This is a genomic window from Kribbella sp. CA-245084 (genome assembly GCF_050942355.1).
In the GTDB taxonomy this organism is placed as follows: domain Bacteria; phylum Actinomycetota; class Actinomycetes; order Propionibacteriales; family Kribbellaceae; genus Kribbella.
Genome location: NZ_CP192053.1, coordinates 7,275,959 through 7,290,942, shown reverse-complemented (window position 1 = coordinate 7,290,942; position 14,984 = coordinate 7,275,959). Strand labels below are relative to the sequence as shown.

Annotated in this window: 13 protein-coding genes; 11 read left to right on the top strand and 2 right to left on the bottom strand. The window is 67.8% G+C overall.

Annotation, left to right across the window (positions count from 1 at the left end):
- Positions 1 to 23 precede the first annotated feature (23 nt).
- The 6 genes from ACQPYH_RS34540 to ACQPYH_RS34515 all read left to right on the top strand — a co-directional run bounded on the left by ACQPYH_RS34540 (position 24) and on the right by ACQPYH_RS34515 (position 6,477).
- Positions 24 to 1,535 carry a GspE/PulE family protein gene (locus ACQPYH_RS34540; protein ID WP_432880116.1) on the top strand — a complete coding sequence of 504 codons (1,512 nt, stop codon included), beginning with the start codon at positions 24 to 26 and terminating at the stop codon, positions 1,533 to 1,535.
- Positions 1,532 to 2,737: a type II secretion system F family protein gene (locus tag ACQPYH_RS34535; RefSeq protein ID WP_432880113.1), complete on the top strand. Its 1,206-nt coding sequence runs from the start codon at positions 1,532 to 1,534 to the stop codon at positions 2,735 to 2,737. The genes ACQPYH_RS34540 and ACQPYH_RS34535 overlap by 4 nt, the downstream gene beginning before the upstream one ends.
- Positions 2,737 to 3,171 (top strand): type II secretion system protein, encoded by a 435-nt coding sequence (locus tag ACQPYH_RS34530; protein WP_130439838.1) that lies wholly within the window; start codon positions 2,737 to 2,739, stop codon positions 3,169 to 3,171. The genes ACQPYH_RS34535 and ACQPYH_RS34530 overlap by 1 nt, the downstream gene beginning before the upstream one ends.
- A complete protein-coding gene (locus ACQPYH_RS34525; RefSeq protein WP_432880110.1) occupies positions 3,162 to 3,788 on the top strand; it encodes a PulJ/GspJ family protein in 627 nt (208 codons plus the stop codon). The genes ACQPYH_RS34530 and ACQPYH_RS34525 overlap by 10 nt, the downstream gene beginning before the upstream one ends.
- Complete coding sequence (locus tag ACQPYH_RS34520; RefSeq protein WP_432880108.1) at positions 3,785 to 5,737, top strand: hypothetical protein; 1,953 nt, start codon at positions 3,785 to 3,787, stop codon at positions 5,735 to 5,737. Before ACQPYH_RS34525 ends, ACQPYH_RS34520 begins: the two co-directional genes overlap by 4 nt.
- Before the next feature lie 98 nt (positions 5,738 to 5,835).
- A complete protein-coding gene (locus ACQPYH_RS34515; RefSeq protein ID WP_432880106.1) occupies positions 5,836 to 6,477 on the top strand; it encodes a LuxR C-terminal-related transcriptional regulator in 642 nt (213 codons plus the stop codon).
- Positions 6,478 to 7,404: 927 nt separating this feature from the next.
- Here ACQPYH_RS34515 and ACQPYH_RS34510 read toward each other — a convergent pair.
- Complete coding sequence (locus ACQPYH_RS34510) at positions 7,405 to 7,950, bottom strand: NUDIX hydrolase (protein WP_432880104.1); 546 nt, start codon at positions 7,948 to 7,950, stop codon at positions 7,405 to 7,407.
- A 30-nt stretch (positions 7,951 to 7,980) separates the two neighbouring features.
- The gene (locus ACQPYH_RS34505; RefSeq protein WP_432880102.1) at positions 7,981 to 9,354 is read right to left on the bottom strand and encodes a zinc-dependent metalloprotease; all 1,374 of its coding nucleotides are present in this window, start codon (positions 9,352 to 9,354) and stop codon (positions 7,981 to 7,983) included.
- Between the two features lie 229 nt (positions 9,355 to 9,583).
- Here ACQPYH_RS34505 and ACQPYH_RS34500 point away from each other — a divergent pair, with 229 nt between their 5' ends.
- Genes ACQPYH_RS34500 through ACQPYH_RS34480 form a run of 5 tightly spaced genes read left to right on the top strand, consistent with a single transcriptional unit; the run spans position 9,584 to position 14,982 of the window.
- Positions 9,584 to 10,009: a molybdenum cofactor biosynthesis protein MoaE gene (locus ACQPYH_RS34500; RefSeq protein WP_432880100.1), complete on the top strand. Its 426-nt coding sequence runs from the start codon at positions 9,584 to 9,586 to the stop codon at positions 10,007 to 10,009.
- Positions 10,010 to 10,039: 30 nt separating this feature from the next.
- Positions 10,040 to 10,291: a hypothetical protein gene (locus ACQPYH_RS34495; RefSeq protein WP_350861870.1), complete on the top strand. Its 252-nt coding sequence runs from the start codon at positions 10,040 to 10,042 to the stop codon at positions 10,289 to 10,291.
- Positions 10,288 to 11,322: a YlbL family protein gene (locus tag ACQPYH_RS34490; protein WP_130439824.1), complete on the top strand. Its 1,035-nt coding sequence runs from the start codon at positions 10,288 to 10,290 to the stop codon at positions 11,320 to 11,322. The genes ACQPYH_RS34495 and ACQPYH_RS34490 overlap by 4 nt, the downstream gene beginning before the upstream one ends.
- Positions 11,323 to 11,368: 46 nt before the next feature.
- Complete coding sequence (locus ACQPYH_RS34485; protein ID WP_432880095.1) at positions 11,369 to 11,986, top strand: PPA1309 family protein; 618 nt, start codon at positions 11,369 to 11,371, stop codon at positions 11,984 to 11,986.
- The gene (locus ACQPYH_RS34480) at positions 11,983 to 14,982 is read left to right on the top strand and encodes a UPF0182 family membrane protein (RefSeq protein ID WP_432880093.1); all 3,000 of its coding nucleotides are present in this window, start codon (positions 11,983 to 11,985) and stop codon (positions 14,980 to 14,982) included. Before ACQPYH_RS34485 ends, ACQPYH_RS34480 begins: the two co-directional genes overlap by 4 nt.
- Positions 14,983 to 14,984 lie beyond the last annotated feature (2 nt).

The window sequence follows — 14,984 nt, the reverse complement described above, 5'->3', positions numbered from 1 at the left end:
CGGAACGACGCCGAGCAGCGCAGGTGGCCGAGCGGCACGGCATCCCGCTGGTGGACCTGTGGACCGTCACCCCGCAGGCAGGTGCGACCGCGCTGATCGACGAGCAGACGGCCCGACGGCTGACCGCGCTACCGCTGGCGATCCGCGAGGGCGAGGTACTCGTCGTACTCGCCGACCCGGCGCTGGGTCTGCAAGTCCAGGAGGCGCTCGGCCGACCGGTGCGGCTCGCTCTCGCGGCGGCTCCCGACATCGTCCGCGCGATCGACAACAGCTTCCGTGCACTGGCCGGGATCGACGAGCCGCTCAAGCAGTTCCAGGCCCGCGGTACGGCGCTCGAGTCCGACGAGCTCGTGGTGAAGGAGGATTCGCCCGTCGTCCAGGTGGTCCAGCTGATCATCACCCAGGGCCTGCGCGACCGGGCCTCAGACATCCACATCGAGCCGCACGACGACCGGGTCCGGGTGCGGTTCCGGGTGGACGGGGCACTGCGTGACCAGCTCGACCTGCCCGGCGCGATCGGGCCTGCGGTGGCCAGCCGGATCAAGGTGCTGGCCGACCTGAACATCGTCGAGCGACGCCGCTCGCAGGACGGCCAGATCCGGATGCAGGTCGAGGGCCGCGATGTCGACATCCGGGTCTCGACCGCAGCTGTCGTCGGCGGCGAGAAGGTCGTCCTGCGGCTTCTCGACAAGAGCAGGCCGCTGTTCCGGCTCGAGCAGCTCGGAATGCCTCCCGAGCTGGCGGAACGGTACGCCGCGTTGCTGCGGACGCCGTACGGGATGGTCATCTGCGCGGGGCCGACCGGGAGCGGCAAGACCACGACGCTCTACGGGTCGCTCGGCGAGATCGACAGCCCCGAGCGCAACATCATGACGATCGAGGACCCGGTCGAGTACAGCTATGCCTCGATCAACCAGATCCAGATCAACGAGGCGGCCGGGATCACCTTCGCCACCGGGCTGCGGTCGATCCTGCGGCAGGACCCCGACGTCATCCTGGTCGGTGAGATCCGGGACGCGGAGACCGCGCGCATCGCCGTACAGTCCGCCCTGACCGGGCATCTCGTGCTGTCGTCGGTGCACGCCACCGACACCGCGACGGCTCTGCATCGCCTGCTGGACATGGGAATCGAGAACTTCCTCGTCGCGTCGTCGGTGAGCGCAGTGATCTCACAGCGGCTGATCCGCAAGGTCTGCGAGAACTGCCGCGAGTACTACGAGCCGCCGGCCGCGGAGCTGGCGTTCCTGCGCAGTGCCGGCGCCGAGATCCCGGTCGGCGGCTTGATCCGCGGCGCGGGGTGCAACTTCTGCGCGCACACCGGCTACCTCGAACGGACCGGCGTGTACGAGCTGCTGCCGGTGACCGATCCGATCCGCGAGCTGATCGTCGATCGCGCGCCGCTGGCCGAGATCCGCAAAGTCGCCTGCTACGAGGGCATGCGGACGCTGCACGAGGAGGGCGCCCGGCTCGCGCAGACAGGGGTCACCACGGTCGCCGAGGTGCTCCGGTCGATCTACACGGTGGGGATGCGATGACCAGATATGCGTACGTCGCGGCCAAGCCCGACGGGAGTACCAAGCGCGGTACTACGCGGGCCGAGAGCCGGGAGGAGGCCGAGCTGGCCCTGTACGAGCGGGAGCTGCGGAACATCCGGCTGTCCGAGAAGCCCGGCCTGCTCCAGCTGGAGATCACCGCGCGACGGGTCAAGCGGGAAGAGGTGATGCACCTGACCAGGCAGCTCGGTGCGTTCGTGGGGGCTGGGCTGCCGCTGACCGAGTCCGTTCACAGCCTGGGGCGCGAGGCGGAGAACTCGTCCGTACGCCGGATGATGCTCGAGGTCGAGGACGGCCTACGCGACGGCGAGCGCCTGTCGGACTGCTTCGACCGGCATCCGCGGATCTTCCCCGAGTTCTACCGCGGCATCCTCCGCTCGGCCGAGCTGAGCGGCCGTCTCGACACCGCGCTCGGCCAGCTCGCCCGATACCTGGAGCGCGATCTCGAAGCTCGCCGGCGGATCAAGCAGGCCACCATCTACCCGGCGGTCGTCGCGGCGATGTCCGTGGTGACGCTGGTCGTCCTCGCCGGCTTCGTGCTGCCCCGGTTCCAGGCGTTCTTCGACAGCCTCGGAGCCCGGTTGCCGTTGCCGACCCGGATCCTGCTCGCGATCACGAACTTCCTCACCGGCTGGTGGTGGATGCTGATGATCGGCTTGGGTGTGCTCACGCTTTTGCTCGTCTACGTGCTGAGCACGACACCCGGCCGCTACCTGCGGGACCGCCTGGTCCTCGCGGTGCCGGTGATCGGGCCGACCGTCCAGTTCGCGCTGGTCGAGCGTTTCTGCCGGATCCTCTCGTCCATGGTCAGCGCGGGCGTCCAGCTGCCCCAGGCGCTGCGGGTCGCGACCGGCTCCCTGCCGAACCGCGTTTATCGCCGGTCGCTCGCGGGCGTGATGGAGGCGATGCTGCAGGGCGAGGGGCTGGCCCGCCCGCTCGCGGCCACCAAGCTGTTCCCGGCCACGGCCGCCCAGATGATCCGGGTCGGTGAGGACACCGGAACGATGGACGCCCAACTCGAGGTCACCGCGCAGTACTACGAGGGCGAGCTGGACTACAAGCTGAAGAAGCTGATCGGCCTGTTCGAGCCGGCCGTGATCGTGCTGATGGGCGGTGTGGTCGGCTTCGTCGCGATCGCGCTGGTGTCCGCGATGTACGGGATCTTCCGGCAGGTGCAGGGCTGATGCGGGAACGCGGGGAGAGCCTGCTGGAACTGGTGGTCGCGATCGCCCTGATGGGCGTCGCGGTCGTCGCAGTGATGGCGGGTCTGACGACGACCGTGCTGATGTCGGACACCCAGCGCAAACAGGCGACGGCTGTGACGACGGTACGCAATTACGCCGAGGCGCTGCAGCAGTACGTCGCCGATGGCCACTACGTCCCGTGCGCCTCGTCATACGCCGTACCCGGCTTCACTCCGCCGGCCGGGTTCACGGCTCGAGTGGTGAGCGGGTCGGTGCAGTACTGGACCGGTGTGCTGTGGTTGCCGCTCTGCCTACCGGACCGCGGGCTGCAGCGGTTGCGGGTGTCAGTGGCGAGTACCGACGGGCGTGCGGCCGAGACGCTGGACGTCGTACTGCGGAAGCCGTGCCGGCTCGGGGATCCGCCGTGCGGCTGAGACGTACCGAGCAAGGCTTCACGCTGATCGAGCTGCTGATCACGATGACCCTGATGGGGGTCGTCACGGTCGGCCTGGCTGATCTCGTGGTGAACGCTCTGCACCAGATGAGTGCGACGTCGGACCGGCTGGACATGGCGCAAGATGCCCAGCTCGGCGCGACGTACTTCGCCCGCGACGTCGCCGCGGTTGGCCTGCGCGACTACGGAGCCGTCGCCCTGGACGGATCGCTGCCGTTCGAACCATCGGTGCAGCTCAACGCCGTGGACTCGGCCGGTGGCGTGGTCTGCGGTCCCTTGCCGGGTGCTGCGGTTCGGCTGCTGTCGGACTACTGGGACACGTCGGTCACTCCGGCAGTCCGACGCACGGCGGTCGTCGCGTACTACGTGAATGAGGCCGGGGAGCTGCACCGGGCGCGTTGCCTGGGTCCGAGTACGACACCGTCTTCTGACCTACGGCTTGCGTCGAATGTGAAGTCGGGCAGCCTTACGGTCACCTGCTCGACTGGGTGTGACTCTGCTGAGCTGCCAGAGGACATCACCTTGCGACTAGTGATGTCCAGGCCGTCCACCGGCGACTACGAGGTCGCACTGAGCGGTCTGCGGAGACAGTCGTGAGGCGCCGGGACGAACGTGGGTCCTCGTTGCTGCTGGTCTTGGTGGTGATCACCGTGATCGGACTGGCGCTGTCGGCTCTGCTGTCCCGGACCGACACCGCCGAACGGGTGTCGAAGAGTCTCCGGGACCAGACCGTCGCGTCGTACGCGGCTGATGGCGCCATGGAGGCCGCGATCAACAACCTGCGCAACAGCGGGTACAACGGGAACTCGGGCCAGCGATGCTTCGGACTGTCCGACACTTTGTCGCTCATCCTCTTCAACGGACTCGACTCCGCCACGGTGACGTGCAAGCCAGATCCGAAGCAGGTAGTGGTGCACTGCCAGGACGCGAGCGAGTGCAATCGGCCGGACAACGCGCTGCTCACTCTCGGGCAGATACCCGGCGAGGACGGTCTGACGGTCCAACAGCCGGCGGGCTCAACCCTGCAGATCCACGGCAAGGTCGTATCTCATTCGTCCGTCGCCGTGCCGGCTGGAAAGCTGAGCGCCGGCGCGCTGTCCGCGAGTGGCGGATGCTCTGGGGACCTGCTGGGGAATCCGCTCTGCAACCTTGGCGATCTCCCGGGCGGCGATGATCCGGCGTACCGATCTCCGCTGACCAGTGTGCCTCCGCTGCGAGCCTTACCCGCGTGTACGACGCCGGGCTCGGTCGTCGCGTTTCTGCCTGGCTACTACGACGACGCGGTCGGGCTGAGCGCGATGATGAAGAGCGACAGCCCGTGCCATGGGAGCACCTGGTGGTTCAAGCCGGGCATCTACTACTTCGACTTCCACAACGAGTCGAACCCCTTGCTCGACAGCGGCGACAACGTCTGGACGGTCGACGGCGGCAACCTGGTCGGTGGCACGCTGTCGGGCAGTTCGTGTGCGAGTCCGCTCGACGGCGCGACCGCCGGGGTGCAGTTCATCTTCGGTGGCGACAGCCGCCTGGACGTGAAATCGGGAAAGGCAGAGCTGTGCGGCAGTTATTCCGCCACGGAGCCGCCGATCGCCCTCCGAGGACTCACCAGCGGGGCCGACTCTTCGGTCGACTCGAGCGGGGCGAGCGCGTTGAAGCCGACCGCGGTCTCGCTGGTGAGCAAGTTCGGGCTGACCGCGACGCCGTCCCGCCTGTCCACGGTCGACGGCGTCGCGGCCACCTGGAAGAGCACGGTGGCCAACGACACCGCTCCGGTCACGATCAACGGCTTCGCTCCGCCTGCTCCGATTCCGGCCGGCTCGGTGCTGCGGTCGGCTGCGCTGAAGATCACCCATCGGCACAGCGACGTCGCGTCGACGGACAAGCTGGACGTGTCGCTCGACGTCGGATCTGGTGCGCCGTTGACCGCGTCGCTGACCGGTGCCGCGGGCGGAACGTCGTACCAGACCGAGACCGTGCCACTTGACGCGAGCCACACGGGATCGCTGGCGCAGGCCGTCTATGCGGGGACTTTCACCGGAGCGAGCCTGGCCCTCACCGCGGGGCTGCCGGTCAAGGGCGATACCGAGGACATCGATGCGGTGCGGCTGGAGCTCAGCTACACGCCGCCTGCTCTGCGCGCTGCGGACGGATGTGTGGTCGAGGGGCCATATCCCAGTAATACAAGCGCTTGCGCGATGGTCTCGGGTCGGTTGTCGGTTTTGGGCACGGTATACGCGCCTGCTGCGGTCCTTGATCTGAGCGTTGGTGCGGGGACGCCGGTAGTGGGAGCTGGTGCGGTGGTTCGCGCGTTGCGCCTCACTGCCGTTGGGGCTTTGTCCGGTGTGGCGATCGATCTGCCCGTTGATTCGCCCGCCTTCACCTTCGGGGTGCAACTCACGGCGTACATCTGCCCCGGCGGTTTGATCTGCCCGGCCGGCGGGCGGCCCGCGCTGCAGGCGAGGATCGGGCTCGTCGACGCCGATCCGTCCTCGCCTGTCGCGGGGCGGCGTGCAGTGACGGTGCTCGGATGGTGGCGGCCGGGCTGATGGGGTTGTATCTGGTGCGACCAGATCTTCAGGCGGTAGAGGCGACAGTCCCTATCGCAACTGCGTCACGCTGCGTAGTTTGGTCCGCGGGGGGAGCCATGCATGATTTCGTCAGGGTCGTCGTGATCGACGATCACACGTTGGTCCGTTACGGCCTGACCGGTCTGGTGGACCATGAACCGGATCTGGAGATCGTCGGCGACACCGGCCAGCGCGCCGACGCGGTCGGCATAGTGCTGTCGACCCGCGCGAACGTCGTCGTACTCGATGCGACTCCGCCCGACCAGGACGGTCTGCGGATCGCTCGCGAACTCCGCAACCGGTACGCCGAGCTCGGAATCGTCCTGCTGGCGCCGGAGGGGCAGGACGGTGTTCTGTTCGAGGCCCTCGAGTCGGGAGTGTCCGCGTTCGTCGCGAGAACTGCGCCGACGGAGGAGATCCTGGCGGCGATCCGGCATGCCGCCGTCGCGCCGACCTCCTTCACGGCGACGGGGCTCGGGCCTGCGATGGCTCGGCGCGACCAGTCGTCTGCGCAGGCGCTGCTGAGTCCACGTGAGTCGCAGGTGCTCGAGTTGCTCGGGCAAGGCCTGTCGGTCCGGGCGATCGCGGTGGCGCTGTCGGTGAGCGTGTCCACGGCGAAGACGTACGTCGAGCGCCTGTACGAGAAGCTCGAGGTGTCGAACCGGGCGCAGGCGATCATGACGGCCCTCCAGCGCGGGCTGATCGAGCCGAAGTCGTGAGTCTTTCGAAACTTCTTCATGTCTGACCCGTCACCTTCTTGCTCGCGGCTCGTTTCATCATGCGGCGGGGGACTTCGGGGGAAGTCCAGCTGATAGCCGATGCCGTTCAGGGGCGGCACCCGACATCAGCCCACTGCCAGCCGCACCCGGGGGGATGCGGCCAGCCTCGGCAGCGGGTGCAGCAGTACGACGGGGATCGCACGGGGGACGAACACAGCAACACAAATCACGGGGGAACAGCTGCACCCACCGGCCGGGGGATCATGTGGGACACGGGGACAGCCGTACCCACGGAGCCGGGGGGCTCACGGGGAACAGCTGTACCAGCGGGTTATTCGCAGGGCCGGGGGACTCCGGGGGAACAGCTGTACCGACGGGGGTCGCAAGGCCGGGGGGCTCACGGGGAACAGCTGTACCAGCGGGTTTTCGCAGGGCCGGGGGACTCCGGGGGAACAGCTCTAGCAGCGGGGGATTCGCAAGGCCCGGGGGATCACGGGGATCAGCTGTACAACGGGGGATTCGCAGGCCGGTGATCACGGGGGATCACGGGGGATCGCAGCGACGCAGTACAACGGGGGCGTTGCGAACGGGGCGCAGCACCGACGGGACCGCAGTACAACGGGGATCGCAGGACAACGCGGACGCAGGACCAACGGGACCGCAGTACAACGGGGATCGCACGACAACGGGATCGCACGACAACGGGATCGCACGACAACGGGGACGCACGACAACGGGGACGCACGACAACGGGGACGCAGGACCAACGGGGAACGGGGATCGCAGTACCAGCGGGGATTACGGGGTGTGGGACGAGGGATAGCAGGGCTGGGGAACGTTGATGTCCTGCTGTGGGGAGGTGGGCCGGCCATTCGGGTCGGCCCACAGTTCTGCGGGCCTACCGCAGTTCAGCCGCGCGAAAGACCGTCAGGCGCGCGAGAGCTGGTGCCGCGCCCGGGCCGCGAGCTCCTGCACAGAGGAATCCGTGTCCGCGGGCAGCCCATCGAGCGGGAACCACGCAAGATCATGTGACTCCTCGCTCACGACGTACTCCGTGTCGGTCGTCGCGGTCACGAGGAACTGCACGTCGAGGTGATACGCCCCCGCGCACCCGCCACCAAGAAGCAGGTGCCGCGAAAGCTGCAACGGCTCCCGCCCGATCGTCAGACCCGACAGCCCGGATTCCTCCGTCGCCTCCCGCAGCGCCGCACCCGGCAGCGTCGTGTCGCCGGGCTCGCAATGCCCGCCGAGCTGAAGCCACCGCCCGACGGTCTTGTGCAGCGTCAGCAGCGTGTTCTGCCCCGCACCGTCAACCACCAGCGCACTAGCCGTCACATGCTCCGGCCGACAGCTCCGCCACATCCCGTCTGCATGCGACGCGAGATGCCGCAGGTAGTGCGCCCGCAGCTCCTCCTGCTCCGCGTCGGGCGCACTCCAGCCGTCTAAGACCTCAACCGCATTCCCATGAAGCACCCCGCAAGTCTCCCCGCGACCCGGGAACGACTACTTGGTGGGGTTGTCGCCGTCGTCGTCCGAGGTGGAGTCGGTCGGCTTGTCTTCATCGGTCAGGAAGTCGGAGATGTCGATGTTGGAGAGTTCACCCGCGTGCTGCGCGAACCCGATGGGGTCATCGAGGTCAGCAGTGCTCGGCATCAGATCAGGGTGCGACCACAGGTTGTCGCGACCGTCGACTCCGCGAGCGTCACGAACGGCCGCCCACAGGTTGGCCGCGTCGCGCAGCCGCCGCGGTCGAAGCTGAAGACCGACAAGAGTCGCGAATGTCTGCTCGGCCGGACCGCCAGCCGCCCGACGGCGCCGTACCGTCTCGGAGAGCTGGATCGCCGACGGCATCCGGTCCCTGGTCGCCTCGCGTACGACGTCGTCCACCCAGCCCTCGACCAGCGCGAGCGTCGTCTCGAGCCGGACGAGCGCTGCCTTCTGCTGCTCGGAGTCCTCGGGCTCGAACAGGCCGCCCGCAAGCGCCTCCTGCATGGCCTCCGGGTTCTGCGGGTCGATGTCGGCCATCGCGCGCTCGATCTTGCCGGTGTCGACCTCGATACCGGCCGCGTAGTCGGCGACCGCGGCCAGCAGGTGCTGCCGCAGCCACGGCACCCCTGCGTACAGCCGCTGGTGCGCCACCTCGCGCAGGGCCAGGTACAGCCGAACGTCCTCGTCGGTGAGTCCAAGTCCTTCGGCGAACTTCGCGACGTTGTCGGGCAGCAGGATCGCCTGGCCGGTCGGCCCGAGCGGCAGCCCGATGTCGGACGAGCTCACCACCTCGCTGGCGAGCTCCCCGAGCCCCTGGCCGACCTGGGCCCCGAAGACAGAACCGCCCAACTGCCGCAGCATCCCGGCCATCGGGCCCGCGAACTGCTGCGCCTCGGCCGGCAGCGCGTTGCCCATCGCACCCGCGACGTGCTCGGCGACCGGGTCGACCACGGTCTGCCACACCGGCAGCGTGTTCTCGACCCACTCGGCGCGGCTCCAGGCCGCGGAGGTGGCGGACACCTCGGGCAGCGTGGTCGCCTCGTCCAGCCAGTGCTCGGCGAGCCGGACCGCGTCCGCGACGCGATCGCCGTCGGCAGACGTCATCGACCGGTCCCCGGCGGTGGCGACAGTCTTGCGGGCGATGTCCTTGGCCAGGTCCCAGTTCACCGGCTTGCCGTCGGTCGAACCGCTCAGCAACTGCTGGACCTGGGCGAAGATCGCGTTCAGGTCCGGGGTGCCGCCCGCGCCGGCCGCACCGGAGAACTGCTGGAACATGGCCTCGAACGGCGTTCCCTTGAACGGGTTGTCCGGGTTGTCCGGTTCGTCGCTCATCGGAGGGCCTTCCTGTGCGGGTGGGGCGTACAACTCCAACGTACTGGTTCCGTCCATCAGTTCCTCCACCGGCGAACGCATCACCGCTCGTGTTCGCCGGTAGGTGAGGAAGGCAACAGTCTCTCCGGGTGCGCAGCGCACCACGCACCGCAGCCTCCGGTACGCCGAAATGCCGGTAACAAGGGGAGGGGATGTGTGGAGAGAGGGAGTCAGGAGGGAGAATTGTGCGACAGGGGATGGGATGGTGTGCGTGTGAGCACGGGGGACCAGCGGGAATGAGGGACGGATGAGCGACGCGATCAGGCTGCTGGACATACGGGACAGTCCGTTGTCCAGCGACGAGGTGCTGGCTGCAGTTGCTGATCCGACGGCGGGTGGAACCGCGATCTTCATCGGCACTGTGCGCAACCACGACCACGAGAAGCCGGTCGACAATCTGGCCTACGAGGCGCATCCCGACGCGCTGGAGCACCTGCGGAAGGTTGCGCAGCGTATCTGTGACGACCCCGCGGTGACCGCGCTGGCCGCCGTACACCGCACCGGGGACCTGAAGATCGGCGACGCGGCCGTGATCGTCGCGGTGGCGGCATCGCACCGGGATGTCGCCTTTGCCGCCTGCCGGCGGCTGATCGACGATCTCAAGGCCGAGGTCCCGATTTGGAAACACCAGCACTTCATCGACGGTGGCAGCGAGTGGGTCGGCGCTCACTGACCCGTACGCTGGGCGCATGAAGGTGGCCGGATGAAGGTTTTGGCGTGGCTGGCGTTCCCGCTGATCGCCACGCTGCTGGCGATGTGCTGGGCCGCCTGGCGCGGCTGGCGCAGCCGCGAGCGGCCCCGGTCCGGCGGCGCCTTCGCCTCGGTCGAGGACTTCCGGCGCTTCAACGCCGCAATCGCCGCGCCCGGTCCGCGGGCCACTCCGGAACGTCGCAGGGGCCTGGGTCGTCGTAATCATCAGCAGGCCTCCACCAAGATCGCAGGGCAGGGTTCGTGACACGTCGTACCGCCACATTGGTCACCTCGATCGTCGTGCTTCTCGTCTCGCTCGGGCTGGTGACCGCGTTCCCGGTGCCGTTCGTCTCGTTCAGCCCCGGTCCGGTCAAGGACACCCTGGGATCGGCGAAGAACAAGCCCGTCATCGAGATCACCGGGCACGAGACGTTCCCGACCACCGGGCAGCTCGACCTGACCACTGTGTCCGTCACCTCGCCGGACCGCCAGCTGACCCTGCCGCAGGCGATGCGCAACTGGCTCGACCCGCACCACGACCTGTTCCCGCGCGACATCATCTATCCGCCGGACCAGAGCGCCGACCAGGTCCAGGAGCAGAACACCGCCGAGATGACCGGCTCGCAGGACAGCGCGGTCGCGGCCGCGCTGCAGGCGGCGAAGGTCCCGTTCCACACGAAGGTGTCGACGGTCGCGGACAAGACGCCGGCCCAGGGCAAGTTGAAGCCCGGCGACATCGTGCTGGCTGTCGACGGTCAGGCGGTGACCCAGGTCCCGCAGGTCGGTGACTTCGTCCGTAAGCACAAGGTCGGCGAAAACGTCGTCTTCCTGATCCGCCGCGGCACCGAAGAGCAGACCGTCCAACTGAAGACCGCTGCGACTCCCGGTGACGCGACCCGCCCGATGGTCGGGATCTCGATCGGCGTCGAATCGCAGGTCAAGGTCACGGTCAACCTCGGCCAGGACATCGGCGGCCCGAGCGCCGGTACTGCGTTCGCCCTGGCCATCTACGACAAGCTGACCCCGGGCCCGCTGCTGGACGGCAAGCACGTCGCCGGCACGGGCACGATCGACGCGCTCGGCGAGGTCGGTGCGATCGGCGGCATCCAGCAGAAGATCGCCGGCGCCAGGAACGACGGCGCCACGGTCTTCCTGGTCCCGGCGCCGAACTGCGAAGCCGCACTGCATGCCGGCGTGAAGGACATCCGGCTGGTGAAGATCAGCACGCTGACCGGCGCGATCAGCGCGCTGCAGGCTGTCGCCAGCGGCAAGGGAGATGTCCCGTCGTGCAGTTGATGAGGGACCCGTACGTCCCGGTGACCCGAAGGGAAGACCTGCCGGCATGGAATCCGTAGGCACGCTGCCTCCTGACGCGCTCAACCGCGCGGTGATCGAGATCGAGAAGCACGTGAGCAGCGCGGGCTGGGACCAGCCCGCGCAGTTGTTCGCGCTGGTCCCGACCGAGGAGCTGCTCCGCGCCGAACCGCAGCTGGCCGCGCAGCTCGGCGCCGATGACGCCTCCCAGCCGCTCACCCCGGTTGCGCAGGGTGAGCTTCCCGGCGGTCTCGAGGACGACAACTTGGCCGATGCGCTCGGCCGGATCGAATGGCCCGACGGAGTCGCCGGCTGCGCGCTGGCGATCGAGCGGATCGTGCTCCCGGCTTCGGCCGAAGCGGGTCTGTCCAGCGTCGAGTCCGACTCCCAACTGGCCCAGCTGGCCGGCAGCGATCCGCGCCGGCACGAGGTCCGGATGGTCGCAGCGGTGCTGCGGGACGGCGGGCGGTTCGGCGCCGTCCGGCTCCGTGAGCACGACGAGGACGGCGCGGTGCTTTCCGGCGTCGACTTGGTCCCCACGCTGTGCGAAGTACTGTCTTTGACATTCGAACCTTCGGTCGGCAGCCGGCCGGCCGGCGGTCCTGGGGTCGACGGCATGAGTGACGACGAGGAGAAGCGACGATGAGCGACGGCGTCTACGACATGCCGGAGGAGCCGCCGGCCCGCAGATCGCGGCGACCAGGCGGACGTCCTCGGGCCCTGCTGCCGACGATCGCAACCCTGATCGTCCTCTTGATCCTCTTCAGCGTCTTCACCGATGTCTGGACCCAACGGCTCTGGTACCGCTCGGTCGACCTCGGCTCGGTCTTCAGCACCGTGCTCGGGACCCGGGTGTTGCTCTTTGTGATCGTCGGCCTGCTGATGGCGGGCGCTGTCGTCGCGAACATCATCGTCGCGTTCCGCACCCGTCCCCGCGTCGCCCTGGCGCCGTCGCCCAGCCCCGGCTTCGAGCGGTACGGCGACCTGCTGCAGCAGCACGGGAAGATCGCGGTCGGCGTGGTCGCGACCCTCATGCTGGTCTTCGGCGGCTCGGCCGCGTCGGGGGAGTGGAAGGTCTTCCTGGCCTGGAAGAACCGGACCCCCTTCGGCGTCACTGACAAACACTTCAACAAGGACATCGCGTTCTTCGTCTTCGACTACCCGTGGCTGCGCGTCCTGCTCGGCTTCGGCTACTCGATCGTCCTGCTGTCGCTGGTCGCCGCGATCATCACGCACTACCTGTACGGCGGCTTCCGTCCGTCCGCGAAGGGGCAGAAGGCCTCCGGCGCGGCGCAGGTGCAGTTCTCCGTCCTGCTCGGTCTGCTCGTCCTGCTCAAGGCCTTCAGCTACTGGCTCGACCGCTTCGGCCTCACAACCTCGGACAGTCGGCTCTTCACCGGTATCTCCTATACGGGCGACAACGCGATCCTGCCCAGCAAAGAGATCCTGGCCGTCATAGCGGTCCTGTGTGCCTGTCTGTTCTTCGCCAATGTGGTCCGTCGGACCTGGCTGCTGCCCGGCGTCGGCACGGTCGTGCTGATCCTGTCGGCAATCCTCCTCGGCGCCCTCTGGCCCGCCGCCCTCCAGCAGTTGCGGGTGCGGCCGAGCGAGCCGGTGAAGGAAGGGCCGTACATCACCAAGAACATCGAGGCCACGCGTGATGCCTACGGGCTCGCGGGCACCGAGGTGACCGACTACCAGGCCAAGACGACGGCGACGCCGACGGAACTGCTGCAGGACACCGAGGTGCTGCCCGGCATCCGGCTGATCGACCCGAGTGTGGTCGGACCGACATTCGAGCAGCTCCAGCAGGTGCGCGGGTTCTACTCGTTCCCGACCGATCTGGATGTCGACCGGTACAAGATCGGTGACAAGGTCAACGACACCGTCATCGCGGTCCGCGAGGTCCAGGTCGACCGGCTTCCGGCCGGCCAGCGCAACTGGAACAACGACCACACCGTCTACACCCACGGATACGGCGTCGTCGCCGCGAACGGCAACCAGCGTGCCGCGGACGGTACGCCGGTCTGGACCGAGAAGGACCTGCCGCCGACCGGTCAGCTGGGTGACTACGAACCACGGATCTACTTCGGCGAGAACTCCCCGGATTACTCGATCGTCGGTGGCCCGGAAGGTGGCCAGCCGGTCGAGCTCGACACGCCGGAAGGCAAGACCGGCGGCGACCCGACGCTGAACACCTACCACGGCAAGGGCGGTGTCTCGATCGGGTCGTTCGGCAACAAGTTGCTCTACGCAACCAAGTTCCGGGACGCGAACATCCTGCTGTCGAGCCGGGTGAACTCCGACTCGAAGATCCTCTACGACCGCACCCCGCGCGAGCGGGTCGAGAAGGCGGCTCCGTGGCTGACACCGGACGGTGACCCGTACCCGGCGATCGTCGACGGCCAGGTCGTCTGGATCGTCGACGGCTACACCACCTCGGACAACTACCCGTACTCCGAGAAGGTCGCACTGGACGTCAGCACCCGCGACACCACCACCGGCCGCGGCACGATCGCGCAGCAGCCGAGCGAGAAGATCAACTACATCCGCAACTCGGTCAAGGCCGTGGTCAACGCCTACGACGGCTCGGTCGAGCTGTACGCGTGGGACGAGAGCGACCCGGTCCTCAAGACCTGGATGAAGGCCTTCCCCGGCACAGTCAAGCCGCGCTCGGCGATCTCGCCGGCCTTGATGTCGCACCTGCGGTACCCGGAGGACATGTTCAAGGTCCAGCGCGATCTGCTGGCGAAGTACCACGTCACCGACGCCGGCACCTGGTACCAGAACAGCGATCTGTGGCGCGTCCCGGACGACCCGACCGCGGTCTCGTCCGGCGGCGACTCGACGACTCATATCAGTCAGCCTCCCTTCTATCTTTCGTTGCGGATGCCCGATCAGAGCGATCCGAAGTTCTCGCTGACGTCGGTCTATGTCCCGAACGCCGAACGGGAGAACCTCACTGCCTTCATGGCCGTCGATTCCGAGGCGACATCTCCGGACTACGGCAAGTTCCGAATACTGCGACTACCCGGCAACCTGCAGATACCTGGGCCGGGGCAGGTCTACAACAAGTTCCAGACCGACGAAGGCATCAGACAGGCGCTGCTCCCGATCAACCAGCCGAGCAGCGGCGCCAGAGCCCAGTACGGCAACCTGCTGACGCTGCCGCTCGGCGGTGGTCTGCTGTATGTCCAGCCGGTCTACTCGGTGCGGACGAGCGGGCCCGGTAGCTATCCCGTCCTGAGATACGTCCTGGTGTCCTTCGGTGATGGGGTCGCCTACGGGTCCACGCTGCAAGACGCCCTGAACAAGGTCTTCAATACCAACGTCGACACGGGTGAGAATCCTCCAGGCACCAAGACCCCACCGGCAAGCGAGCAGAACCAGACAGTCAAGCAGGCGCTCGCGGACGCGCAGGCCGCGTACACGGCCGCGCAGGACGCCTTGAAGAAGGGCGACCTCACCGGTTACCAGACCAACGTCAACAAGATGAAGGCGGCAATCGACAAGGCCGTGGCAGCCGGCGCGGTGGTGACACCGACTCCGACGCCGAAGCCCTCGGGGTCGCCTACCAGCGCTCCGTCGACACCGGCAACCTCGACGACACCGTCGAGCCCACCGAGCTCACCGACAGGCTGAGT